We start from the raw sequence: 24,604 nt of genomic DNA on the forward strand, positions 1-24,604 counted from the left end.
TTAGCTATCGGAAAAGTTTTTAATTTAAGAAGAGAAATTAACTATGAGAAAAGCCAAAGGCCAAAAGCAAATAGTAAAAAGCTGTTTGGTAGTATTGCTAGCATGTTTTTCTAATTTAAATGCGCAACAATTAGATCCTTTACTAACTAAAGACGCCGCCGCTCAAAAAGCTTGGGTTTCAAACAAAATGGTATCCATGACCCTAAATGAAAAAATAGGGCAGTTGTTTATGGTTCAAGCCTATTCTAATCTAGACGAAAAGCATGCACGTAAAATTGAAGCAGAAATAAAAAAACACCATATTGGGGGGTTAATTTTTATGCAGGGTACACCTGAAAAACAGGCAGTCTTAAATAACAGGTATCAGAAAAAATCCAAAATTCCCTTATTAATTGGTTTTGATGGAGAGTGGGGGTTGGACATGCGTTTAAAGAAAACTTTTCGTTATCCTTGGAACATGACCCTTGGGGCTGTTTCTAATGATCTATTGCTAGAACAATTTGGACAGCGACTGGGAGTGCATTGCAAACGATTAGGAATTCATATTAATTTTGCGCCTGTTGTAGATATCAATACCAATCCTGAGAACCCAATTATTGGAAATCGTTCGTTTGGTGAAAATAAATTCAATGTCACTCAAAAAGCAGCAGCTTTCATAAAAGGAATGCAAAGTGAAGGCGTACTTGCCAATGCCAAACATTTTCCTGGCCATGGTGATACGGCTAAAGATTCACATAAAACCTTGCCACAATTAAATTTCGACTTGAAACGTTTGGAGGCGATTGAAATGTATCCTTATGCCAAATTATTTGATTCGGGCTTGACAAGTATAATGGCGGCACATTTAAGTGTTCCTGTGTTAGAACCAAACCCTGAAATTCCTACATCAATTTCATACAAAGTGATTACCCAATTGTTAAAGCAAAAAATGGGTTTTAATGGATTGATATTTACGGATGCATTGAATATGAAAGGTGCTGCTAACTATGCAAAACCAGGGGATATTGATTTGGCTGCTTTTATGGCAGGAAACGATATATTGTTAATTCCTGAAGATGTAGGGGCTGCCGTTAAAAAAATTAAAACAGCGTTGAAAAGAAATATTTTAACAATGAGTCGTTTGAATCACTCTGTTGAAAAAATATTAAAAGCTAAATATTGGGCGGGCCTTCATCATTTTGAACCCATAAAAGTAGCAAACATCGAAGCAGATTTAAATACGATAAAAGACAGCGTGCTACATAGAAAGTTAGTGGAGCAATCTATGACCTTATTGAATAATAAAAACGGTATTTTTCCTATAAAAGAATTGGCCAATAAACGTATTGCTTATGTGAAAATAGGGGATGCCGACAACAGTAGTTTTGTTACAAGGTTACAAAGTTATGCCGATGTAAAAGAAATCCATTATACTTCAAAAACAGAATTGTTAGGGAAGTTACAGGATTTTGATCAGGTAATTATTGGTTATCATAAATCAAATGCAACGCCATGGCGTAGTTTTAAATTTAGTACTGAAGAAATTGATGTGTTACAATCCGTTGCCAAAGCACATAAAACTATTGTAAGTGTATTTGCAAGTCCTTATAGTTTGTTGCAACTCAAATATTTTGACAATATAGAGGGGCTGTTGTTGGCGTATCAAAATAGTTATTTTGCCCAAGATATTGCCGCTCAAGCAATTTTTGGTGCCGTTGAAACTCATGGAAAATTACCCGTAACAATTAATGAAAATTATCCGGAAGGTTTTGGTTTGCATTCTGTAAATCTGATGCGTTTGTCTTATGGGATTCCCGAATCGGTAGGCGTAAGTAGTGCTAAATTACAGAAAATTGACAGTGTCATGAAATTGGTTATTTCAGAAAAAATGGCTCCTGGGGGACAAGTTTTAGTCGCTAGACATGGAAAAGTTATTTATGAAAAAAGTTTTGGTTATTATACCTATGAGCAAAAACAAGCCGTTACAAATAGTTCTATTTTCGATTTGGCTTCATTGACAAAAATACTTGGGGGCTTGCCCTTAATTATGAAAAGTGAAGAATTAGGGTTGTTTACTTTGAGTCAGACTTTGGGTAATTTGTTGCCAGAATACAAAGATTCAAACAAAGATACGTTGACGGTTAAAGAAATGCTATCACATACCGCTCGCTTGCAAGCTTGGATTCCTTTTTACTTAGAAACGATTGATAGTTTGAGTAAAAATTTATTAGACAAATATTACAGTAAAAGTCGATCAGCAAAATTTGGTATTGAAGTAGCCAAAGAGGTGTATTTAAGGACAGATTATATAGATAGCATTTACCAAAAGATTAAAGAAGTAAAGCAACGCGAAACACCAGGGTACAAATACAGTGGTTTGGCTTTTTTTATGTTTAAGAAATTCTTTGAAGAAAATTACCATAGCAAAATGGAAGATTTAGCGGATGGTTATTTTTACAAATCTTTAGGAGCGTATACCTTAACCTACAACCCACTTCGTAAATTTGAGCAGGATCGAATTGTTCCTTCTGAGATAGATCGTTATTTTCGTCATCAAATTTTGCAAGGTCATGTGCATGACATGGGTGCAGCTATGATGGGCGGAGTTAGTGGAAATGCAGGTTTGTTTTCTAACGCCAATGATGTGGCTAAGTTTATGCAAATGTATTTGCAAGATGGATATTATGGCGGACAGCGGTATTTGAGTTCACATACCTTAAAAAAATTCAATACCCGTTATTTTAAAGGAGATCAAGTTAGAAGAGGTTTAGGTTTTGATAAGCCGCAATTAGACCCTGAAGTACTATCAACTTGTGGTTGTGTTTCCGACAATAGTTTTGGGCATAGCGGTTTTACGGGTACGTATACTTGGGCCGATCCAGATTCTGGTTTGTTGTATGTGTTTTTGTCAAACAGAACGTACCCTACCATGGATAATAATAAGTTAGGAAAAGAAGATATTAGAACTAAGATTCAAGCCTTAGCGGTTGATGCAATTGTAGAATAAATACGGATTTTGTTTTATTTTTAATATAGGTAAATCAAAATCCGTTTGTATATCGATCTTATATTATTTCTTCATTTACCAAGGAAGAAATTAGGATTCAAAACAAGACTTTGACAATTAGCAGAACTTATAAAAAAGAGGTGCTTGCTGCTTTAGAAAAATATTAATAACTGCGTAGAGAAGGATGTAAATAAGTTTTTATTCTTCAAAAATTTTAGTCTCAAAACCATCAATACTCTGACTGTTTTTTTCTCTCCAATAATTTTCTATTTTTTCTTCTCCTTGTTTTTCTGCCCAAGTGTTTAAAGTTGTTCGATCCTCTTTAAAATCCATAAATGGAACCGCAAAGCCACATGAGGTTTGAACTAAATCTACGTTCATTTCTATAATTTGTCGAGACCCAGCCGTTTTCGGGAAGAAATCTAAATACTTGTCAAATTCTTTATCGCGGGTGTGGTAAATTTTGGCTTCGCCATAAAGACGTAAAATAAGAGGTTTTCCTTCAAAAGCACAAAATAGTATGGTCATGCGATTGTTTTTAAGCAAGTGTGCGGCGGTTTCATTGCCACTACCCGTAAGGTTTAACCAAATAATTTTATTTTCATCCAGCACTCTAAAAGTATCAATTCCTTTGGGAGAGATATTTACACGTCCCTCTTCAGCTGCAGTGCCAACAAAAAACAGGGCTTGCTTTTTAATAAATTCTTGTAATTCTGGACTAATATGTTTTAACTTCTTTCCCATAATTTAGTTTTTTTCAAATATATAGAAAGTGGTATTATTTTGTATCGTATCGAAAATAGAATTTCAAAAAAAAGTTACTTTTCATTTACGAAAGCTACTGAATGACAGGCTACCAAAGCGGCAGTTTCTGTTCTCAGTCGACTTTCACCTAAACTTACGGCTTGGAAATTTTTAGACAAGGCGAGTTCAATTTCTTTTGGTGAGAAATCTCCTTCAGGACCTATAAGAATAGTAATATCTGTGTCCGGGGCAATTTCATTTTTAAATGATTTCTTCTCTTGTTCTTCACAATGCGCAATAAATAAGGCCCCATTTTGTTGTTGTGCTAAAAACTGTTTAAATGTAACAGCTTCATTAATTTTTGGTAAATGAAATTTTAAAGATTGCTTCATTGCCGATAAGATTATTTTTTCAAATCGTTCCAATTTCACAACTTTTCGTTCAGAATGGTGACAAATAATAGGGGTGATTTCATCAATGCCAATTTCTGTGGCTTTTTCTAAAAACCACTCTATGCGGTCGTTTAATTTTGTAGGAGCAATGGCAATATGTAAATGGTAGTTCCAAGGTTTTTGTTTCTCTTCGACTTTTACAATTTTTACCAAACAATTTTTGTCGTTTGCCACTAAAACTTCAGCAGTAAAAAGAGCTCCTTGACCGTTGGTGATATTTAAAAGATCACCTTCTTTTTTTCTTAAAACACGTACAATATGTCGACTCTCAGTTTTGTCGAATTTAAATTCTTTACTTTCTAAACTTAGTGTTGCGTTGAAAAATAATTGCATAGCTGTTAGTTTTGACTTGAATCTTCTTCTGGTTCTGTGGCTTCAATAGTTGGCTTTTCCTTCTTTTTGAACAATCTTAAAAAGAAACTTTTCTTTTTTGCCTTAGGTTTGTCAACGGTTTCTTCTTTATTAGAAGACTTGTCAGAAGTAGGATCAACTGCTTTTACACTAGTGTCTTCTTCATCATCATCTTCCTCTTCAATATCATTTTCTTTTGATTTGTTTTTCTTTCCTAGAATTTTAGAGAAGAACGATTTTTTTTCAGAATTATCTTGAAGCGTGTCTTTTTCCTTTTTAGGCTTGTCACGGTCTTCTATTTCTTGTTGAAGGCGTTTTCCTTTTTTCGGCTTTTTAATTTTTTTTGTTTTTACCTTTTTCTCTTTTTTAGTAGTTTTATTCTTCTTTTTCTTAAAAATATTTTTGAAGAATGACCCAGTTGCAATGGCAGCAAGAGTCACATGAATTTTTATTTTTTCTCCAGCTAGGGTTAAAAAATTTCCAGTTCCTTTTGCAGCACGTTTTGCAAATGATGGTTTTTTAGGAGGAATGATCTGGTTCCCGTATTCGTCTACATCTACAATTCGATACATATTCCGATGTCTGTCAATTCTATAAGAAGCTCCTACTCCAAAACCAATTAAGGTCTCCGTGTTTGTTAACCCAGAATTTAGGTGAAAATCTAATTGAAAATTGTCATTTTGTAAATAGGCCAGACCAGTTCTAAAGTTGCCCGTAAAAATAGAGGCGTTCAATGGTTTTTCTATTTCACCAAATACAGCCCATGCTTCAGATAAGGTATAGTTAGAAGATACTATAAAGTCAAATTGATCACGGTGGTCAGGTATTTTCGCATAAAATAAATTGCTGGTAACTACCCAAAAATCATTCAAGTCATTTTGTAAAAGTAAGGTAAAGTTGGTTCCATAGTCACTTCCTTCTCTTTGCTGGTAAATGGATTGACTTGGATATGGAATTAAATTTGGACCATTGTAAAAGGTACCTCCAATTTTGAATCCAACAGTTGGAATCAGTCTTTTCCAATCAAATTTATGTTTCCTATACCAACTTCTAATTTCTTTAGGTTGTTTTTCTATTTTGGGTTGATAAATTAAATACTTCACTCCAAATCCATAAGAACTGATAAATCCTTTGTACCGATTTGTACTTAGGTTGTTTCTAAACGTGTTTTGAGAAGCAGAAAGACTAAACTCAAGTTTTTCTGAAAAAAAACTTCTTCTCAAGGTTTGGGTAAAATAATTTTCTTCAATAGAATTAGGAGCAGAACGATCTTTTATATATTGATGAACAAAACCTGCTTCTAGCTGTGTAACTCCTATACCAACTGCAAAAGGACTTTCAGAAAGTCCAGGTCTATTTGAATTAATGACGTCTGTATATTGTGCTTGGCCAAAAGTGTAACAAAGTAGGAAAAGTAAAAACCAATAATTTTTAGTCATTCGGAGTAGTGAAAATTTTGTCAAATATAAGATTTTATCAATACTAACGTTGCAGTTCCTTTCAAATTGTTATTTTTGAATAAATTTTTTTAATACGATATGCAGGAGGCAGGAATCATCACTTTTTTTAGAACCATAGGGATTATTTTATTGGTTATATACGGGCTCAAATTTATAGCGCGTTATGTGTTACCGTTTGTATTAACAAGAGCAGTAAAAAAAGCACAAGAACGCGCACAACAAAATCAATCGAATTATCAAAGTCAACAACAAGAAACAAAAGTTGGTGAAACGATAATAGACAAAAAAACGGTACACAATAAGCAATCTAATACAGACAACACAGTTGGTGAGTATGTAGATTATGAAGAAGTGGATTAGTTTGTAAAATGAATAAAAGTTTCAATAAAAAATAAATGCTCAAAAAAACAGTCCCGTATTTAGTCGCTGTAATTACTTTTGTAATTGCTTCACTTATGTATTTTTCACCCGTATTACGCGGTGATAAATTGTTCCAAAGTGACATCCAACAATTTAGAGGGATGTCTAAAGAAATTAATGATTTTAGAGTAAAACATGATACGGAACCTTATTGGACAGATGCGGCCTTTGGAGGAATGCCATCGTACCAATTAAGTACCTATTATCCGAATGATTATGTAAAATCGCTAGACAGTGTGATTCGTTTTTTACCACGTCCTGCAGATTATTTATTTCTGTATTTTGTCGGTTTTTTTGTATTGCTACTGGTCTTAAAGTTTGATTGGAAATTGGCCATTATAGGCTCTTTGGCTTTTGGTTTTTCAACTTATTTTATTATTATTTTAGGCGTAGGGCACAATGCAAAGGCACATGCCATAGGTTATATTCCTTTGGTTTTTGCAGGATTTATATTGGTGTTTCGGAAAAATTATTTATGGGGTTTTGCGTTAACAACAGTTGCTTTGGCTTTGGAATTAAATGCAAGTCACCCGCAAATGACTTATTACATGCTTTTTTCTTTGCTAATTCTTGGCTTGGTTGTTTTGATAGAGCGTATAAAAGCAAAAAAATCATTGCTTTCTTTTTACAAGCAAGTGGGAGTTTTGGCCATAGCCGGAGTTTTGGCTTTGGGAACAAATGCAGCCAGTTTAATGGCTACCAAAGAATATGCAGATTTTAGTACAAGAGGAAAAAGTGCTTTGACCGTTTTTCCTGATGGAAAACAAAAAGAAGCCAGTACTGGTTTGTCTACTTCTTATATTACAGAATACAGTTATGGCTTATTGGAAACATTTAATTTGTTTATTCCTCGACTGACGGGAGGTGCCAATAGCGAAAACTTGGGGACAGAATCGAATACCTATGCTTTTTTAAGCAACAAAATAGACAAAGGTCAGGCAAGACAATTTTCTGAAAATATTCCAACCTATTGGGGAAGTCAGCCTATTGTGGCGGCGCCTGCTTATATTGGAGCTATTTTTATTTTCTTATTTGTATTGGGAATTGTATTGGTAGATACGAAATTAAAAAAATGGTTGGTGGCGACTACTATTTTTTCCATTGCTATGAGTTGGGGACATAATTTCTCAATCTTAACCGATTTCTTTATTGCTTATGTACCCTTGTATAATAAATTTAGAGCCGTTTCTTCCATTCAAGTTTTGGCAGAAATAGCTGTTCCTTTATTAGGATTGCTTGCTTTTAAAGAAATTGTATTTGGAAAAAAAGACACGGAAATAAAGCTAACAGCGCTTAAAAAATCTTTTTTTATAACAGGTGGTTTGGCTTTGTTCTTTGCTTTGCTAGGTCCTTTTATTTTAGATTTTGTTGGAGCTAGAGACGGTTCTTATGACGAAATGATTCCCGGGTTTAGCGGCGCCTTAATGGCCGATAGAAAAGCCATATTTTTTAAAGATAGCTTAAGAACATTGGTCTTGATCATTTTGATTGCTGGAGGAATTTTTCTGTATTTAAAAGGAAAATTAAAACAACAAGCACTGCTGGTTTTATTGGGTGCGACTTTGTTGTTTGATATGGTAGGAACCGCGAGGCGCTATGTGAATAATGAAGATTTTTTACCCGCTAAACGAGTTGAAAAACCATTTGTCATGTCGGCAATTGATAAAGAAATATTGAAAGACAAAGGGCATTACCGTGTGGCAAATTTTGCAGGTAATTTTATGAATGACGGAGCAACCTCGTACTACCACAAGTCTATTGGAGGGTACCATGCTGCTAAATTAGGTCGTTACCAAGAGTTGGTCGATTTTCATTTGTTGAAAAACAATATGGAAGTTTTGAATATGTTGAATACAAAATATTTTATAATTCCTGATGAAAAGGGTAAAAAAGGACTTCAAGTAAATCCATATCCAAATGGCAACGCTTGGTTTGTAAAGCATGTAAAATATGTGAACAGCGCCAATGAAGAAATTTTAGCACTGAGCGACTTTAATTCCAAAGAAACGGCGGTTATCAATAAAAATGAATTTGCTGTACTAAAAAAAGTTCAAAGTGATTCTTTGGCACAAATAAAATTGACAAAGTACCAAGCCAATGCAATTTCTTATGCTTCTGAAAGTACTAAGAATGAATTGGCGGTGTTTTCTGAAATTTATTACAAAAATGGATGGAATGCCTATATAGACGGAAAATTGACCTCCCACATACGTGCCAATTATGTTTTACGTGCTTTGGAAATTCCCGCAGGAAAACATAGCATTGAGTTTAAATTTGAACCGACTATTATTTCTAAAGGAAGAACTATTGTTTTGGGATCCTTTGGAGTGTTTTTTGTGTTGTTGGCTGCTGGTTTTGTAAGTAGAAGGAAATTAAATAATTAGGAAGATGTATAAAAAAATGCCACTAAAGCGCTATGAACATACATTAGCCTTTTTACAAGAAGTTTTACCAGCACCTGCTGTTATTTTAGATTTAGGAATTCGGAATCCATTTTCTGAAATAATGGAGCAAAACGGATATACGGTTTACAATACAACTGGAGAAGATTTGGATGAATTTCCTGAACTTGTTAATGCACACAAAGTAGATGCAGTAACGGCTTTTGAAATTTTTGAACATTTATTATCTCCTTATGAAGTTTTGAAAAAAATAGAAGCAAAAAAAATAATTACAACAATTCCGTTGCGTTTATGGTTTGCAACAGCCTATAGAAGTAAAACCGATATGTGGGATCGGCATTATCATGAATTTGAAGATTGGCAATTTGATTGGTTACTTGAAAAAACAGGTTGGGAAGCTAAAAAACAACACAAATGGACAAGTCCAATTAATAAAATTGGTTTCAGACCCATATTAAGAAAATTTACGCCTAGATATTACGCAGTGTACGCTGAAAAAATCACTAAATGAAAAAAAAAATATTAATTGTTGTTGGCACTAGACCTAATTTTGTGAAGATAACGCAATTTAAGAAAGTTGCTGAGAAATATTCAAATTTAGATCTAAGGATTGTGCATACCGGACAACATTTTGACACCAAAATGTCTGATGTTTTTTTAGAACAATTTAAAATCAAGGTTGATTATTTTTTAAATATCGAAAGTGCTTCTGCAAATAGTCTAATTGGGAATATTATTTTGAAACTAGAGGAGGTAATAACAAATTACAAACCTGATTTGCTATTGTGTGTAGGTGATGTAAATTCAACACTTGCAGCTGCAATTTGCGCAAATAAATTAGGCGTTAAATTAGGTCATATTGAGAGTGGTTTAAGAAGTTTGGATAGAGAAATGCCTGAAGAAATAAATAGAATTCTGACAGATGAGATTTCAGATATTTGTTTTGTAACTGAAAAAAGCGGAATCCAAAATTTAAAAGCCATTGGTAAAAAAGACAATCAAATTGTTTTTGTAGGAAATACCATGATTGATACGCTTGTACATTTTAAAGATAAAATAGAGGAATCATCTGTTTTGGGAGACATTCAACAAATAAAACACGACTATATTTTGGTTACAATGCACAGGCCAAGAAATGTAGATACGAAAGAGGCTTTGTTGAAAATTGTTGATTTATTTAAAAACGGAACGAAAATAAAAAAAGTTGTTTTTTCAATTCACCCAAGAACAAAAAACAATTTTATAAAATTTGGCTTGTTTGAAGAATTAAATCAAATTGAAAATTTAAGTATTATTGAACCCCAAAATTATTTTTCTTTTCAAAAATTAATTAAATATGCTTTCTGTGTAATTACAGATAGTGGTGGTATTCAAGAAGAAACAACCTTTTTACAGATTCCTTGTATTACGTTAAGAGAAAATACAGAAAGACCGTCCACCATAGATGAGGGTACCAATGAACTCATGACTTTTGAAACAAAGAAGGTTTTAAAAGCTATTCATAAAATTTCTGAAGGGAATGGGAAAGAGTCAACAATTCCAAAATTTTGGGATGGTTATGCAACAGAAAGAATTATTGAAAAATCTTTAGAATTTTTAGCATGAGTTATATCTGCATGGTGGTTGATGGTGCCTACCCAAATGATATTAGGGTACGGAAAGAAGCGGAAGCACTCGTTAAAAACGGAAAAAAAGTTTTGGTTGTTTGTCCCCGTAAAAGGAACGATGCACAGAAAGAAACCGTCAACGGAGTACAAATTTTTAGAATTGGTAAAAACTACACTTTTTTCAAGAAAGGTGTTTATGATGTTATTGAAAGTGTTTTTAATTTTCATCCCTTTTTTTATTTCGGATTAAAAAAAGTTTTTAAAAAGTACAAAATAGATTTTTTACAAGTGCACGATTTGCCTTTGGCAGGGACTTGTTATTTGTTTAAATCGAAAGTAGATAAGAAATTGCTGTTAGATTTGCATGAAAACTTTCCTGAGGCTTTAAAGACTTGGTTTTTATGGAAAAAAAGTTCTTTTTTAAAATTGAAGAACCAGATTTTTATGAATCCAAAACACTGGTCTAAAAAGGAAGAAAAATACTGTAAAAAATACGATGTTGTTATTTGTGTGGTAGAAGAAATGAAAACAAAATTGATTTCGAAATTTGCCATCGATGAGAAAAAATTGGTTGTGGTTTCAAATCATGAAGAAAAAGCTTTTGTGTCGAATTTTGAAAACAACACAAATCAAAATTGTATTGATGCAAATAAATTTTCGATTACCTATGTTGGGGGCTTTGGTCCTCATAGAGGTTTGGATACGGCCATAGAAGGCATGCCTGAAATTTTAAAAACTTGTACAAATGCAAAATTGTATTTGGTAGGAAAAGGAAGTACAGATGTTCAGGAAAAATTGGAATCATTGATTATAGAAAACAACTTACAACAGGCTGTAGAAATTGTGGGATACCGACCTTTTAAGGAAGTAGCAGCAATTATGCAGGTCTCAAAAATCAATATCATCCCTCATAAATCTGATGAACATACAAACAATACCATTCCGCATAAATTGTTTCAAATAATGCTAAGCAAAAGTTTGTTATTGGTCAGTTCTTGTGCGCCTCTAAAAAGAATTGTTGAAAAATATGATGCTGGACTTGTATTTGAAGCTAATAACGCGGCTGATTTTTCAGCTAAAGTATTGGAAGCTTATCAAAATTATGAGGCCATGAAACCTAAAATGGACAAGGCCTATGATGCCGTTGTAAACAAAGGAGAAAATTGGGAATCGGAAAGTATGAAATTGGTTGAACTCTACAATTCATTAAGCGTTTGAAAGTCTTAATCATCACCTATTATTGGCCACCTTCAGGAGGATCTGGCGTTCAACGTTGGTTGAAGTTTGTTAAGTATTTACAAGAATTTGGTATTACTCCTGTTGTGTATACAGTTGCCAATCCAGATTATGCCATTGAAGATACTACTTTAGAAGCAAAAATTCCTAAAGGTGTGGAAGTCATACGTGAACCTATTTGGGAACCGTACAAACTAGCAAATTTATTTTCACGGAAAAAAAAGACGAAAACCAGTGCCGGATTTTTAGAGCACAAACCTTCTTTTTTAGGAAAGGTAATGACGTATGTACGTGCCAATTATTTTATTCCTGATGCCAGAATGTTTTGGATAAAACCATCGGTAAAACATCTTGAGAAATACCTAAAAAAGCAGCCGGTAGATTTTATTATTTCTTCTGGTCCACCACATAGTTTGCATTTAATAGGGCTAGCTTTGAAAAAAAAACTGAACATTCCTTGGGTTTCAGATTTTCGAGATCCTTGGACGGATATCGATTATTTTCATCAATTGCCTTTGTCTAAAAAAGCCAAGCAGAAACATTTCGATTTAGAAAAAGAAGTATTGACAAATTCTAATGCGGTTTTGGTGGTAGGAAAAACCATGCAACAAAATTATCTTCCTTTTAATAAAAATACATTCGTGGTTCCTAACGGCTTTGATATTGCAGCGGTTTCGGAAAAGCCAAATTTGGATAGTCAATTTTCATTGACTCATATTGGAATGATGAATGAGGACAGAAATCCACTTGTTTTATGGAAGGTTTTAAAAGAATTAACTGAAGAAATTCCTTCGTTTAAAAAAGATTTAGAAATTAAATTGATAGGAAAAATAGCACAACCTGTTTTAAAAGAAATTGAACAAAAGGGATTGTCTGGCCATTTAAATCAAATAGAATACTTGGCGCATAGCGAAGTGCAAGAGTATCAGCGGAAATCGCAAGTTTTGTTATTGGCCGTCAATAATGTTCCAAGTGCAAAAGGAATTATTACAGGGAAGATATTTGAATATTTGGTTGCAAAAAGGCCTATTTTAGCTATCGGTCCGGTTGATGGGGATTTGGCAGAAATTCTAAAAGAAACAGATGCTGGAACAATCGTAGATTTTGAAGATTATACTAGTTTGAAACGTGTCATTTTGGACTTGTACAAGGGCTATCAAAATAATTCTTTGGAAACAAAATCAGAAGGAATTCAAAAGTACCACCGAAAAGAAATTACGAGACAATTGTCTGAGATTTTAAAAACTATTCAGAAATAAATGAAAAAAATAGTCACCATATTAGGCGCTAGGCCGCAGTTTGTTAAAGCCGCAGTTTTAAGTCGCGTTATTTTAAAGCACCAAAAAATAGAAGAAGTAATTGTGCATACAGGGCAACACTATGATGCCAATATGAGTTCTGTTTTTTTTGATGAAATGGAAATCCCAAAACCTTCTTATAATTTAAATATTAACGGATTGGGGCATGGAGCAATGACGGGACAAATGTTAGAAAAAATTGAAGCTGTTTTAGAAAAGGAACAACCCGATGCTGTTGTGGTTTTTGGCGATACAAATTCTACCTTAGCCGGAGCTTTAGCGGCTAGAAAATTACAAATTAAAGTCATTCATATTGAAGCGGGCTTGCGTTCTTTTAATATGAAAATGCCTGAAGAAGTAAATAGAATCATGACGGATAGAATTTCTGATTTATTATTGTGTCCTACAGATTCTGCTATTGAAAATTTGGAAAAGGAAGGCTATAAAAATTTGTCTATTCAGGTTGAAAAAAGCGGAGATATTATGAAGGATGCCGTGAGTTACTACAGTAGTTTTTCAGAAAGTAAATCCACCATTGTTAAAGATTTAGGTCTGGAAAAAAATGAATTTGTTTTGGCGACAATTCACCGTCAGGAAAATACAGACAATTTGGAGCAGCTGACAAATATATTTGAAGGCTTGTCGAAAATTCACGAATCAAAACGTGTGGTATTGCCTTTGCACCCAAGAACAAAAAAAATATTGGAAAATAATTCCCTTTCGTATCCCGTAACAATTATTGATCCTATTGGGTATTTTGATATGTTGGAGTTGTTAAAGAATTGCAATTTGGTGGTTACCGATAGTGGGGGACTGCAAAAAGAAGCTTTTTTCTGTAACAAACACTGTGTAATTGCACGTGAAGAAACCGAATGGGTAGAGCTTGTAAACCATGGTTTTGCGAAAATAGTAGGGGCTGATAAAAATAAAATGGTTTCGGCTTTTGAAGGATTTCAAAACTCAGAAGCAGATTTTTCTAAAAGCCTTTATGGGAACCAAGTTGGGGAACGCATGCACCAAGATATTTTGACTTTATTAGCTTCCTAAAAATAAGAATATGGGAATTGTACTGAAACAAAGTTTTAAAAATACGATCACTATTTACATTGCTTTTGCAATAGGTGGGGTAAATGCCTTGTTTTTGTATACCGCTTTTTTACAAGATGAATTTTACGGATTGGTCACCTATTTATTGTCCACCGCAAATATATTAATGCCCTTTATGGCCTTTGGGGTACAGTACACAATTTTAAAGTTTTTCTCTTCGTATGCCACGAAGAAAGAGAAAGATGTTTTTTTAAGTTCCATTATTTTTTGGCCACTTATTGTCGCTATTCCAATAGCCATTATTGGAAATTATTTTTACACGGCAATCGCTTCTTATTTGTCGGTTGAAAACCCGATTATTAAAGATTATACTTTTGTCATTTATTTAGTTGCTTTGGCAACGGCTTATTTTGAAATTTTTTATACCTGGGCAAAAGTTCAAATGCAGTCGGTTTTTGGCAATGTGTTAAAAGAATTATTTTCAAGATTGGCCGCCATGATTTTATTGTTTGCAGTTTATTTGGAATGGATTACTGCGGCAGAATTTATTTATTATTTAACAGGTGCTTATTTTATTAGAGTTTTGTTAATGGCTTTGTATGCCCTGCAATTATACCGACCTAAATTTAGCTTAGAAATGCCCCGTAATGTTGGGGAAATTGTAAAATATTCACTTTATATAATTTTAGCTGGGTCGGCGGGGACTATTTTATTGGACATCGATAAGTTTATGATTCCTCAAAAAGAAGCTATTGCAATGACGGCCTACTATGCAGTTGGGGTGTATATAGGTTCGGTAGTAGAAACTCCAGGGAGAGCAATGGCACAAATTATGCAACCCATGGTTTCAAAAGCGCTAAATAATAAAGATCTGAATTTGGTGAGCGAGCTGTATCGCAAAAGCTCTATCAATTTATTTTTAGTGTCGGGTTTGGTTTTTTTGCTCATCAATACCAATATAAAAGAATTGTATCATTTATTGCCTGAAGAATATAGTGGGGGAGTTTGGGTGGTGTTTTTTATTTCCTTAGCCAAATTGTATCATATGCTTTTAGGGGCCAACGGGGCTATTATTTCAACTTCTAAATATTATAAAATTTTATTGCCTTATGGTATTGCTATGGCCGTTTCTGTTTATGTGTTGAATGATATTTTAATTGATAAAATGAGTATAGATGGCGCGGCAATTTCTACTTTTATAGTCGTTTTGGTATTTAACAGTTTGAAGTTGTTGTATGTAAAAAGGAAATTTAAGCTGCTGCCTTTCAGTAGTAAAACAAGAAATTTGAGTCTTTTGATCTGTTTCTTTTTTGCTACATTTTATTTTTGGGATTTTTCGTTTCATCCAATACTGAATATACTTTTAAAAAGTAGTTTGGTTGGAATTCTTTATATCATTGTTATTTATAAATTAAAAATTTCAACAGAAATAAATCAAGTATTACTAAAAGTGATAAAAAAATAAGGAAATATTTCAATTAATATTTATTTTAGCCACGTACCAAATTATAACCAAACACATTCATTTAACTACCCCATTAAAATGAAATTTAATTTCCCTAACCAAAGAGTATTTGTACTTCTATTTCTTTTTTTAACCACCTCCATTTTTTCACAAAAAGCTTTAACCGGTAAATTATTAGATATTGAAACACTATTGCCAATAGATGATGCAAATATTTATTATGGCGATACAGGAATTGGAACAGTCACCAATGCAGAAGGTGTTTTTGAAGTGATCCTTCCGCCGAATACACCAAAACAAGCCCTTTATTTTAGTCATGTAAATTATAAAACGACTTCTGTTTTTATAAAAAAGGATGAAACCATTTATTTGGAACCTAATATACATCAGTTGGAAGAAGTAGTACTGTTGAATTTGCCAAATGCTTTGGATTTATTGATGAAAAGCATGCAGCAAAACAGGTCTGAAAAATCCTATTGTGAGCAGTTTTTTTACAAGGAATTTTTAAAAGAAAATGAAGAATATATCAATTATGTAGAGGCTTTAGGACTTACCTATGTGAATTCTAGAAATGTAAGAGATGTTTATGTACGAGGGAAGCGACAAACAGAAAACAAATCTGCTGGTTTTGTGAAATTTAGTTCCAATATTCACAACTTATTTAAAAATGTAGATTTGATTAAGAGAAGTGAAGTAATTAGCAGAAGATTGCTAGATAATAAAACCTATAAAATTACGCTGCAATCTTTAGAAAATAATAAGGTTTATGATGTGTACGCCGAAAAAGGAACCTACAATATTTTAAAAATTATATCTGATGATTTGAATGATCAATTAACAACGAGGTCAAGTTCACAGCGTGGTTATTACAAAGCACAATTTATAAATGCAAATATTTACCGTCAAGGAAGTAGGGTAGAAATTGATTTTAAATTTATCAAAGGGAAACAGTACATCAGTAAAATAGATTACAAATTAAAAGTTTGTATGGTTAGTAATGACCAATTGATAAAGTTGAATTATTTCTGGGATCGTTTGTATTTGAATACGGGCTTGTATGAAGGTTTGCCAAATTTGGACAATTATACTCGACTGACTGAAAAAAGTAATTTCTTTGAAAAAGATATTACCAATAATATATTGGATTGGAGTGCTGAAAATAGAGTACTTCCGTTAGACCATGAAATGGAAATTTTAAACGATTTGCACTGGTAAAAAAATATCCTATTCAATTTGAATAGGATATTTTTTTTAAAGTCTTCTGCTACTTCTGGTCGCATTACTTGTTTTTCTTTTTTTTAAGACTTTGTATTTGGTTTTGCTATGTTTAGGATTGCTATGTTTGTATGTAGGGTGTTTTACAATGACAGGTTTTATATAACGAGTATTGTAATTTCTATCACAAACATTTCCGATGTATCGTGCTGGTCCATGAGAACTGTAATTTATTTGTAAACCACCAACTGCAATTAAAATTCGATTGTTAAAACGAATAGGAATATCACCTATAGCCGTCAATCTCCCATAACGATCGTAATGAATACCTACACGACCTACTTGTGTAATTCGTCCTCTATAATCTTTTAATACTACATTATGAGGGTTGGTGTAGTGGTGGTGATTTCTAGTGTTGTTATTTATACGAGTATCAAATCTAAAATCAAAGGTTCCGTTTTGGTGTACTCTAAACTCAATACCTTGTTCTTGAAATGTAATTGGTGAATTAGGAGAATGATTGCTTGCTTTAGTATTTGAGGCCTGTGCACTAAATAATGTAAAAATAAAGGCTACAATTGCGATGCTATAGTTTTTCATAATGTTCAAATTTAAATAACCTACTCTAGTTGCTTTTCGGTATCCGCATGCAAGGTAAATTCCAAAGAACGTGCCATAATTATTAGCGCAAGTGTTCTTCGCCTTGAAATAACGTGTTTTCATATTTTTTCGAAAGAGTTGTGTAATAGTTTTGAAGAGAAGTCTTGTTGGAATTTTTGTAATAATTGATGAATGATTCAAAGATGTCAGATATTGAAATATCAGGGTTGGTATAATATAGTAATTCGTTGGGAATATAATTATTTGGATAACTTTTCAAGCCAGTTAGGCTCGCAAAATAGCTGTTTTTTCGAAAGGAAGGTAACGAAATATGTCTGTACGATTGCAATCCTTTTTTAAGAAAATGAATTCCTTGTTTTTTTAAGCCTTGCTCTAGACAATATTTACCATAATAAAGTTTTGGTAAATAATCAGATTCATCTAGTCTTAACGCTTTTTGATATAATTCTTCTGAAGAAGTGCCGTCAATATTATTTTTAGAATTTAAGTATGCCAAATACAACCAAGGCCTGTTTAGGTTTGGTAATTTTTTTGTGATTTCTATTAATATTTCTTCTGCTTCTTTAGGTTGCTCTTTTAAAAGAAGTCTAGCAAATCGTGCTTTTAGAATAGTACTTGGGTTTGTTTTTAGTTCTGTACGTAAACTAGAAATTGCATTTTTCTTGGCATTCTGGGCAAGTAAAGGACGTGTTTTTGAAAACTCTATAAAAAAGGCTGAGGAGATTAAATTGGGAGAATACCTAATAGCTTTGCTAAGGCAATTAATTAATTCATTTTCTTGGTTGGTATTTAGTAGAAATAAAAATTTGCTAATTAAAAAAAAGGAATCGTAAGGACGTGATTTCAGAGCTTTATCAATTAGCTTGCGACTATTCAATTTTTCTCCATTGGCAAAATAAACCCATGCCAAATTATGCAAAGCAATAGCATCGTAAGGATTGATTTTAAGGATATGAGTCAAATCTTTTTTTAGTTGGTGTAAAGAGTCTTGTTTGGTGAAACTTAAAAAAGTAGGGTTTTTTGAAGAGATGATTATTCGTATTTGTTTTTTTGCTGTAATAGCAACTTTGTTGTGAAGTAAAACAGTGTTGTTTGGAGAACTTGCCAAAGCTTTTTCAATAGGTAAGAGCTTTAAATCTGTAGACACAAAATTATTTTCTTTTAAAAAACGACTGTTTTGTGTTTTTACAAAAATTTCCTGACCATTTTTATAAATGAGATAACTAGAAAATACGAAAATTATGAACAAAGGGATTTTTGATAGCCATGGTGTTCGTTTTTTGCTTTCTAAAGAAATATCATAGGGAATTAAGAAGAAAAGCAAATGGAAAAATAAAAATCGTACCGCATTACTTTCAAAAAAAGAAGCAAATGTTAATTCCCGAAAAAGGAAAGCCACAATGCCGGAAAAAACAATAATAAGTTTGAGTCGTTCCTTTAAAGGTAACAAGGGGTTTCTTAAGTTTTTAAAAATCAGAAAGATAAACGTTAATATAAAAAGCAAATAAATAAAAAATTCAACAATCCCTTTTTCTATTAAAAGTTGTAAGTAGCTATTGTTTGTTCTTGTGCTTATTCGAGCATCTTCAGCATTGTATGGAGATTTATTTTCTGCAAAACTAAAATTGTTAGCTCCCCAACCTAGCCAAAACTTGTCTTGAATCAATTCTTTAGCATTTTTCCATCGGTCTATTCTGCCTGAAATACTGCGTTTTTGAGAATTCGTTTTATTGATTGAGACAGTGGTTACAAATGATTCTTTTATAAGGATTGTCGAACTTCCCAAAAGAGCTAGAAATAAAAAATTATATAAAAGTTGCTTTTTTAAAGGAAGGATCTTGATTAAAAATATATTTGAAATAGTGTAAAAAAGAAATAATGAAATATATGTACCTCTTGAAAAAGAAGCTAATATGCAAAAACAGTTTACAAACAGTTGTATGCCGACAATTATTCTGTGTTTTTTTTGTTTTTGGTCGATTAAGAATAATGTATTTATAGGGATACTCAATAACATAACGGTTGCCCATATGTTATTTAAAACTCCAAAGGGATTGTAAAGATTTTTAAAATTGTTCAAATCATAAAAACCTACATGGGCTACTCGTTGTTTGTGTAAAACAAAAATGATACAGGTACTTGCAATTAAAACACTACTAAAATAAAAATAGATACTCCTAAAAAGAAATTGATGTTTAGGTGTTTTAAAAATTCGTTTATAAATAAGGTACAACAGGAAAAGAATGACGCTTGTAGTTAGGGAGGGGATACTTGTAGGAATGTAGTATGAATTGATTGAAACAATGATTTCTCCTAAAAATAAAAGAAGAAAACAACAATCTAAAAGGCTAAAAGTGTCATTTGTTTTCTTTTTAATAAGTTTAAATAAAACAATCAAAAGTAATGGGAGTAGTATGTTAAAACTCAAAAAACAGAATAGGAGAAGCAGAAAAAAAAGAATTAGTAAAACCATTTCTTTTTTTGTTGGTTTTAAAGAAAACATAACCCTTTATTTTTGAAGTTGTTTTCTGAGAGAAATGACTTCAGCATGTAATTTTTCAATTTTATTTCCGAGTACCTCTTTGTTGTCGTCATGAGAAGAAAAAAAATCAGAAATACTAAGATCATACAAATTACATATTTTGGGTAAGTATTGAGACCAGGTAGAACTAACGCCTCGTTCCATACGAGAGTAGGCAGAGCTTGAAATATCAAGAGATTTCGATAAGTATTCTTGCGAGTAATTTTTTTGTAAGCGTAATTCTTTAAGTCTTTTTGAGACAATTTTTTCCATAGTTGTAAATTTTATAGGGTAGTTGCAATTTGTTTAATTTTTAAAAAAGGAAATGGCTTATTATTTACTTGAAATAGGTGGTCCAACCTCTAGTTCACTAACATCTGAAACTCCAAACCAGAATTGATTTCCATTCTCATCAAAAGTAAATACATGTTCTTCTTTTCCTTTTGTTAAATTATGTAATAAATAAAGGCCATTTTCAGCCAAATTGTGATAATCGAGAACCGTATCTTTTGCTACTTCTTTTCTGATGCTTCTCCAAGTTTTGTCAAATACCATCAATTCATACTCTTCTCCAATATTTATATGATTATCATCATTTCTTGCTTGTATCTCAAATCCAATAACATTTTGGTTGTTTTCTACTTCAAAAGTAATTCTCATATTTGAAAATAGTCCGAATGTTAAACCGTTGTTATCTGATATTTTTAATTTTTGTATCATTTTGCTCTCTTCTGTTCCATAAAAATCTATTTTCACGTTTTTAAGTGGATTTAGTTGCATGTCCAATAATGCAAATTCTGATAAAAATGTAATTTTCGAGGTTTCTTCACCGGAGACCAAGCGATAATATTTATAATTCAGTTCCTTATTAAAAAGAAATTGATGTTTATGGGTACTGAAAAAGTTTTTTATAGTATAAATATCTTGAAAAGTTTTTTCATCTAAAGAATTACTTCCTTGTAGTTTGCAATTATTTAATAATTTTATGCGATCTATTTTCCAATTATTCGGTAGGTCTATTGGAGGATATTTTCTTGTAACTTTAAATGATACATCTTCTTTAATATTTTTGTTTTTTAAAAAGACTAAATTGCCTTTGTAGTCAAGATAGAAAGGATGATTTATTGGCTCTAAACGTTTGTTAGTTACAGCATATAAGATACCCCTACCAACATTCTCGAATACAACCTTATTCTTAATTATTTTGAAATTATCATCTACTTTAAACCAATTATACTTGTTGTTAAAAACACATAATTTGTAATTTTCATTACTACCGTTTTTTAAAGTATTTTCAATTTGTACTGTAGAGGTAGGTCTATATATGTTAGTTACATCTGTATCTGTGGTAATTGATGAATTTTTGTAATTAACCTTGTTAAATATTCTCCGATAAACTTTCGGCATACTTGTAAGTTTAAAAATTTTATCAAGATCCGAGAATACTAAACTTTTTGATCTTGCTTGTACAGCTAACGAAGTGTTGTCATACTTTATAAAAAACCAACTATGACTAACTGTACTATGTCTGTTTCCATAACTAGTAATAAAATCCGTTCCAGCTGAAAACCCTAATGATCTAAAAAGTAAAACAAAATAATTTGCTACATCTGTACAAAGACCATATTGTAATTTTTCTATTTGTGATGGAGTAGGATTAAGCTTTAATTTACTCAATCTTTTAAAGTCTATGTTTATTTTTACATCGTTATAAATTTGAATAACGATATCCTCTAAAGGTTTTGTTTGTATAGAATCATAAACCCAAGAGTATTTTTTGTTGAGTTCTTTTCTTTTATGAAACTCTATTGGTTCTGTACCATTTCTATAAGGAATTACATAATTACAAAAATCATCAAAATTGGCTTTATATTTTTGAGGAAGTTTATTATGTGCTTCGAAAGCTAGGTTTATATTTTCAATTAAAAAACTTGCGTTAACGGTGTTTATATCTTTTACTACTTTTTTATAACCTCCAGGTACATGATAAAGGGTGTTTATCATATTTACATACGAATCTTGAATTTTCTTAAGCGTCCTTTCATTATATTTTAAACTTTTTGTGTTATCTAATAATGTATGTTTTAATTCATAAATTGAATCTACAATCTCATTAAATACTTCTGGTTCTTTTCTATATGAGTGTAGGTGAAGGTTAGATATAAGGACATATGCGCATTTTAATTTTAAACTATCTTTTTCTGTACTGAAATGATGAAGCACTTTCTCAAATTCATCTTTTTGTGATTTGCTGGAGAGTCTAAATGCGTTTCTTACTCCTTTAGGATATTTGTCATATTTAGGACTATTCAGATAACCTACATATACCAATGAGATTAATACGAAACTTAAAAATAGTTTTTTCATTCTATTAAATATTGATAAAACATATAATTGATTGGTTTAAACACGTCATTGTGCCTTAATATATAATCAAGTAATGCTGCAATTTTTTTGATTGAAAATACTGCTGTTCAATTTTGAAACAATCCTGTACCGTCCTGTTGCACTTCAGTTTAAGCTATGAATTATTAATGACAAAGTAAGAATTGAACCAATCTTTGCAGAACTATATATATATTTAGCTCATGCACAAGAAATCCAATTTTCAGAAATTATAACTAAAACCTTTAATGGATGAAGTTATTAATAAGTTAAGTTTTGAGTTAGTTGCAAGTAATTAGCTCATTTGTTGAAAAAGCTTGTTGTTGTGTTTAACTATTTTTTTTCAAATGCAAAAAATTAAGTTGCATGAAAGAATATTCCAAAATCTGCTGCGAATTTTTGATAATTCCCGATTATCGGGAATAAAATGCTGTTTTTCCCAATATTCGGGAGTTTTAATATCGAATTAATAATTAGTTTTATAAAGTATTTTTAATACAGATATAATTTATTAATAAACAAAAATTTTTATGATTATGAGAAAATTAGAAATGAGTGAAATGGAAGTGATTGAAGGAGGAGGTTGTGGGTGGACAGCATTTGGTTTAGGTTTAACACTTGCAGGAGCATTTTTGGTTACAGGTCCAATTGGTGCTGGGCTTTTTGCGGCAAAATTTGTTCACGGAAGCATTAGTTTAGCAAATGAATGTGGAGGTGAATGATAACTTTTATTTTAGGGTAATGAATTTTTTTAAAAAAAACAGAAAGGCAATTTTTATATTGATTTTGTATTTTTCTCTATTTTTAATAGGTCAAGAAATATATCAAATGACTACTTATGGAATTAATCCTGAAAAACCGATATATATTGAATTATCTGGCCTGATTGGGAATTCCTTTCTTGCTTTGGGCTGCTTTTGGGAATTGTATGTAACGAAAAAGGATAAATAATTTGTTTTAATAAAATGATTTTCGATAATAATAAAACAAATAATTATTTCCTTTTTATTACTTCTGTAATTCTTCTGTCTTTAGTAGTTTTTTTAACAAAAATCTTTTTAAGTACAGACGAATTACTCTATAATTTTTACGCAGAAATTTACGTACAAGAGCAAATAGATGATATAGTTGAAAGACAACAAAAATGGTGGTGGCTTGGTTATGCCATTATTCCACTATTTGTAATTATTCGCAGTAGTTTGGTCGCTTTTTGTTTGGGTATAACTGTCTTTTTTTACGACATGGAAAATACGTTTAAATTCAAACAATTTTTAAGAATTGCTTTGCTTGGAGAATTTGTATGGGTATTAGTAGCTATTGTAAAGTTTGCTTATTTCTATTGGTTTCAAACAGATTTTGACTTAGTCGCATTTCAGCAGTATTATCCTTTGAGTTTTATCAATTATTTAGATGTGGAATCGTTAGATTCTTGGTTTGTGTATCCGTTTCAAACCATCAATTTATTTGAGGTATTATACTTTTTTATATTGGTTGCAGGTATGCACAAATTGTTAAAAAGCAACTATTGGAAAAGTTTTGAAATGGTAGCTGTGGGCTATGGAATGGGGCTGCTTGTTTGGTTAGGGCTAACTATGTTTTTATTATTAAACATCAATTAAAACAGAAAATTAAAAAAGAACAATTCCTGAACTGTCAGTTAGAGTGTCCTGAATCCTTTCGAGGTGTATCGAGTATGGTTTCTTGAGTTGGGAGATGAATTAAAATTTAAAATAAATAAAATGAAAAAAATCAGTATGTGTATTGTCTTGTTCTTCGCAATCAATTTAGGTGTAGAAGCACAATCTTTAGAGAAAAAACTAGAAAAAAGTACCACTTATATAAACCCTGTCTATAAAAAAACATTGGCAGAAATGTTAGAAGTTAGTGGTTCTAATGCAAATTTTGCAATGGTCTTAAATCAGATGATGCCTATGCTTAGACAGCAAAACTCTAAAGTGCCAAAAGAATCTTGGAGAGAAATAAAAAAAGAATTTCATGAATCAAGTATGTTAAGTTTGGTAGAACTATTAACACCTGTTTATCAAAAGCACTTGAGTCTTACAGAGATTCAAGGAGTAATTGCATTTTACAAAACTCCATTGGGAGCCAAATTTGCAAAAAAGTCTACATTAATAGGAAAAGAATCTATGCAAATAGGTCAACAATGGGCAATGGGATTACAAGGGGTGTTGAAAGAAATTATCAAAACCAAAGGATATTGAAGGGAGTGAAAAATTATGTCCGCTTTTGATGGGGGAAATGAGAAGGAAAAAAGAATATGAAAGGAAATATTAAAAAATTACTTTTTACATTTCTACTTGGGAGTATCCTATTTTTGGGTTTTCAAATTTTTGATAAGATTCAACTAAAAAAAGAACTTGAAGATCAAATAAA

21 protein-coding genes are annotated in these 24,604 nt (G+C 32.0%); 14 read left to right on the plus strand and 7 right to left on the minus strand.

The window, feature by feature from the left end; translation table 11 throughout:
* Positions 1–43 precede the first annotated feature (43 nt).
* Positions 44–2,986, plus strand: a complete 2,943-nt coding sequence (locus tag FGM02_RS15460) for a glycoside hydrolase family 3 N-terminal domain-containing protein (RefSeq protein ID WP_139959397.1) — start codon at positions 44–46, stop codon at positions 2,984–2,986.
* Positions 2,987–3,184: 198 nt separating this feature from the next.
* Here FGM02_RS15460 and FGM02_RS15465 read toward each other — a convergent pair whose 3' ends face one another.
* The 3 genes from FGM02_RS15465 to FGM02_RS15475 form a co-directional block, all read right to left on the minus strand.
* Positions 3,185–3,730, minus strand: a complete 546-nt coding sequence (locus tag FGM02_RS15465; protein ID WP_139959398.1) for a pyridoxamine 5'-phosphate oxidase family protein — start codon at positions 3,728–3,730, stop codon at positions 3,185–3,187.
* A gap of 74 nt (positions 3,731–3,804) precedes the next feature.
* Positions 3,805–4,515, minus strand: coding sequence for a 16S rRNA (uracil(1498)-N(3))-methyltransferase (locus FGM02_RS15470; protein WP_139959399.1), 711 nt, complete (start codon positions 4,513–4,515; stop codon positions 3,805–3,807).
* Between the two features lie 5 nt (positions 4,516–4,520).
* Positions 4,521–5,972: a transporter gene (locus FGM02_RS15475; protein WP_139959400.1), complete on the minus strand. Its 1,452-nt coding sequence runs from the start codon at positions 5,970–5,972 to the stop codon at positions 4,521–4,523.
* Positions 5,973–6,071: 99 nt separating this feature from the next.
* Here FGM02_RS15475 and FGM02_RS15480 point away from each other — a divergent pair, with 99 nt between their 5' ends.
* The 9 genes from FGM02_RS15480 to FGM02_RS15520 all read left to right on the plus strand — a co-directional run bounded on the left by FGM02_RS15480 (position 6,072) and on the right by FGM02_RS15520 (position 16,683).
* The gene (locus FGM02_RS15480; RefSeq protein WP_139959401.1) at positions 6,072–6,353 is read left to right on the plus strand and encodes a DUF4834 family protein; all 282 of its coding nucleotides are present in this window, start codon (positions 6,072–6,074) and stop codon (positions 6,351–6,353) included.
* A 35-nt stretch (positions 6,354–6,388) separates the two neighbouring features.
* Positions 6,389–8,797: a YfhO family protein gene (locus FGM02_RS15485; RefSeq protein WP_139959402.1), complete on the plus strand. Its 2,409-nt coding sequence runs from the start codon at positions 6,389–6,391 to the stop codon at positions 8,795–8,797.
* 4 nt (positions 8,798–8,801) lie between these two features.
* Positions 8,802–9,326 carry a class I SAM-dependent methyltransferase gene (locus FGM02_RS15490; protein ID WP_139959403.1) on the plus strand — a complete coding sequence of 175 codons (525 nt, stop codon included), beginning with the start codon at positions 8,802–8,804 and terminating at the stop codon, positions 9,324–9,326.
* A complete protein-coding gene (gene wecB, locus FGM02_RS15495) occupies positions 9,323–10,420 on the plus strand; it encodes a non-hydrolyzing UDP-N-acetylglucosamine 2-epimerase (protein ID WP_139959404.1) in 1,098 nt (365 codons plus the stop codon). Before FGM02_RS15490 ends, wecB (FGM02_RS15495) begins: the two co-directional genes overlap by 4 nt.
* Positions 10,417–11,640 (plus strand): glycosyltransferase, encoded by a 1,224-nt coding sequence (locus FGM02_RS15500; RefSeq protein ID WP_139959405.1) that lies wholly within the window; start codon positions 10,417–10,419, stop codon positions 11,638–11,640. The genes wecB (FGM02_RS15495) and FGM02_RS15500 overlap by 4 nt, the downstream gene beginning before the upstream one ends.
* Positions 11,637–12,917, plus strand: coding sequence for a glycosyltransferase (locus FGM02_RS15505; RefSeq protein ID WP_139959406.1), 1,281 nt, complete (start codon positions 11,637–11,639; stop codon positions 12,915–12,917). Before FGM02_RS15500 ends, FGM02_RS15505 begins: the two co-directional genes overlap by 4 nt.
* Positions 12,918–14,003 (plus strand): non-hydrolyzing UDP-N-acetylglucosamine 2-epimerase, encoded by a 1,086-nt coding sequence (gene wecB / locus FGM02_RS15510; protein ID WP_139959407.1) that lies wholly within the window; start codon positions 12,918–12,920, stop codon positions 14,001–14,003.
* Between the two features lie 10 nt (positions 14,004–14,013).
* A complete protein-coding gene (locus tag FGM02_RS15515; RefSeq protein WP_139959408.1) occupies positions 14,014–15,468 on the plus strand; it encodes a lipopolysaccharide biosynthesis protein in 1,455 nt (484 codons plus the stop codon).
* A 78-nt stretch (positions 15,469–15,546) separates the two neighbouring features.
* Entirely contained in the window at positions 15,547–16,683 is a 1,137-nt protein-coding gene (locus FGM02_RS15520) for a carboxypeptidase-like regulatory domain-containing protein (RefSeq protein WP_139959409.1), read from the plus strand.
* A 36-nt stretch (positions 16,684–16,719) separates the two neighbouring features.
* Here the strand turns inward: FGM02_RS15520 and FGM02_RS15525 are convergent, their stop codons facing one another.
* The 4 genes from FGM02_RS15525 to FGM02_RS15540 form a co-directional block, all read right to left on the minus strand.
* Positions 16,720–17,283, minus strand: a complete 564-nt coding sequence (locus tag FGM02_RS15525; RefSeq protein ID WP_139959410.1) for a hypothetical protein — start codon at positions 17,281–17,283, stop codon at positions 16,720–16,722.
* Positions 17,284–17,365: 82 nt separating this feature from the next.
* Positions 17,366–19,807 carry an O-antigen ligase family protein gene (locus FGM02_RS15530; RefSeq protein ID WP_139959411.1) on the minus strand — a complete coding sequence of 814 codons (2,442 nt, stop codon included), beginning with the start codon at positions 19,805–19,807 and terminating at the stop codon, positions 17,366–17,368.
* Between the two features lie 6 nt (positions 19,808–19,813).
* Entirely contained in the window at positions 19,814–20,098 is a 285-nt protein-coding gene (locus tag FGM02_RS15535; protein ID WP_139959412.1) for a helix-turn-helix domain-containing protein, read from the minus strand.
* 60 nt (positions 20,099–20,158) lie between these two features.
* A complete protein-coding gene (locus FGM02_RS15540) occupies positions 20,159–22,192 on the minus strand; it encodes a transglutaminase-like domain-containing protein (RefSeq protein WP_139959413.1) in 2,034 nt (677 codons plus the stop codon).
* 554 nt (positions 22,193–22,746) lie between these two features.
* Here FGM02_RS15540 and FGM02_RS15545 point away from each other — a divergent pair.
* The 4 genes from FGM02_RS15545 to FGM02_RS15555 all read left to right on the plus strand — a co-directional run bounded on the left by FGM02_RS15545 (position 22,747) and on the right by FGM02_RS15555 (position 24,432).
* Positions 22,747–22,932: a hypothetical protein gene (locus tag FGM02_RS15545; protein ID WP_139959414.1), complete on the plus strand. Its 186-nt coding sequence runs from the start codon at positions 22,747–22,749 to the stop codon at positions 22,930–22,932.
* 106 nt (positions 22,933–23,038) lie between these two features.
* A complete protein-coding gene (locus tag FGM02_RS18335) occupies positions 23,039–23,161 on the plus strand; it encodes a hypothetical protein (protein WP_262711128.1) in 123 nt (40 codons plus the stop codon).
* Between the two features lie 14 nt (positions 23,162–23,175).
* The gene (locus FGM02_RS15550) at positions 23,176–23,829 is read left to right on the plus strand and encodes a hypothetical protein (protein WP_139959415.1); all 654 of its coding nucleotides are present in this window, start codon (positions 23,176–23,178) and stop codon (positions 23,827–23,829) included.
* Positions 23,830–23,949: 120 nt separating this feature from the next.
* Positions 23,950–24,432: a DUF2059 domain-containing protein gene (locus FGM02_RS15555; protein WP_139959416.1), complete on the plus strand. Its 483-nt coding sequence runs from the start codon at positions 23,950–23,952 to the stop codon at positions 24,430–24,432.
* Positions 24,433–24,604: the final 172 nt, after the last annotated feature.

This window comes from Flavicella sediminum, assembly GCF_006381105.1.
In the GTDB taxonomy this organism is placed as follows: Bacteria; Bacteroidota; Bacteroidia; order Flavobacteriales; family Flavobacteriaceae; genus Flavicella; species Flavicella sediminum.

Excerpts from the sequence above, each read along its gene's own strand:
- FGM02_RS18335 (WP_262711128.1), top strand. The coding sequence starts at position 23,039 with ATGACTACTTATGGAATTAATCCTGAAAAACCGATATATATTGAATTA.
- FGM02_RS15500 (WP_139959405.1), top strand. The coding sequence starts at position 10,417 with ATGAGTTATATCTGCATGGTGGTTGATGGTGCCTACCCAAATGATATT.
- FGM02_RS15470 (WP_139959399.1), bottom strand. The coding sequence starts at position 4,515 with ATGCAATTATTTTTCAACGCAACACTAAGTTTAGAAAGTAAAGAATTT.
- FGM02_RS15465 (WP_139959398.1), bottom strand. The coding sequence starts at position 3,730 with ATGGGAAAGAAGTTAAAACATATTAGTCCAGAATTACAAGAATTTATT.
- wecB (WP_139959404.1), top strand. The coding sequence starts at position 9,323 with ATGAAAAAAAAAATATTAATTGTTGTTGGCACTAGACCTAATTTTGTG.
- FGM02_RS15520 (WP_139959409.1), top strand. The coding sequence starts at position 15,547 with ATGAAATTTAATTTCCCTAACCAAAGAGTATTTGTACTTCTATTTCTT.
- wecB (WP_139959407.1), top strand. The coding sequence starts at position 12,918 with ATGAAAAAAATAGTCACCATATTAGGCGCTAGGCCGCAGTTTGTTAAA.
- FGM02_RS15535 (WP_139959412.1), bottom strand. The coding sequence starts at position 20,098 with ATGGAAAAAATTGTCTCAAAAAGACTTAAAGAATTACGCTTACAAAAA.
- FGM02_RS15515 (WP_139959408.1), top strand. The coding sequence starts at position 14,014 with ATGGGAATTGTACTGAAACAAAGTTTTAAAAATACGATCACTATTTAC.
- FGM02_RS15525 (WP_139959410.1), bottom strand. The coding sequence starts at position 17,283 with ATGAAAAACTATAGCATCGCAATTGTAGCCTTTATTTTTACATTATTT.
- FGM02_RS15485 (WP_139959402.1), top strand. The coding sequence starts at position 6,389 with ATGCTCAAAAAAACAGTCCCGTATTTAGTCGCTGTAATTACTTTTGTA.
- FGM02_RS15480 (WP_139959401.1), top strand. The coding sequence starts at position 6,072 with ATGCAGGAGGCAGGAATCATCACTTTTTTTAGAACCATAGGGATTATT.
- FGM02_RS15475 (WP_139959400.1), bottom strand. The coding sequence starts at position 5,972 with ATGACTAAAAATTATTGGTTTTTACTTTTCCTACTTTGTTACACTTTT.
- FGM02_RS15540 (WP_139959413.1), bottom strand. The coding sequence starts at position 22,192 with ATGAAAAAACTATTTTTAAGTTTCGTATTAATCTCATTGGTATATGTA.
- FGM02_RS15545 (WP_139959414.1), top strand. The coding sequence starts at position 22,747 with ATGAGAAAATTAGAAATGAGTGAAATGGAAGTGATTGAAGGAGGAGGT.
- FGM02_RS15555 (WP_139959416.1), top strand. The coding sequence starts at position 23,950 with ATGAAAAAAATCAGTATGTGTATTGTCTTGTTCTTCGCAATCAATTTA.
- FGM02_RS15530 (WP_139959411.1), bottom strand. The coding sequence starts at position 19,807 with ATGTTTTCTTTAAAACCAACAAAAAAAGAAATGGTTTTACTAATTCTT.
- FGM02_RS15460 (WP_139959397.1), top strand. The coding sequence starts at position 44 with ATGAGAAAAGCCAAAGGCCAAAAGCAAATAGTAAAAAGCTGTTTGGTA.
- FGM02_RS15550 (WP_139959415.1), top strand. The coding sequence starts at position 23,176 with ATGATTTTCGATAATAATAAAACAAATAATTATTTCCTTTTTATTACT.
- FGM02_RS15490 (WP_139959403.1), top strand. The coding sequence starts at position 8,802 with ATGTATAAAAAAATGCCACTAAAGCGCTATGAACATACATTAGCCTTT.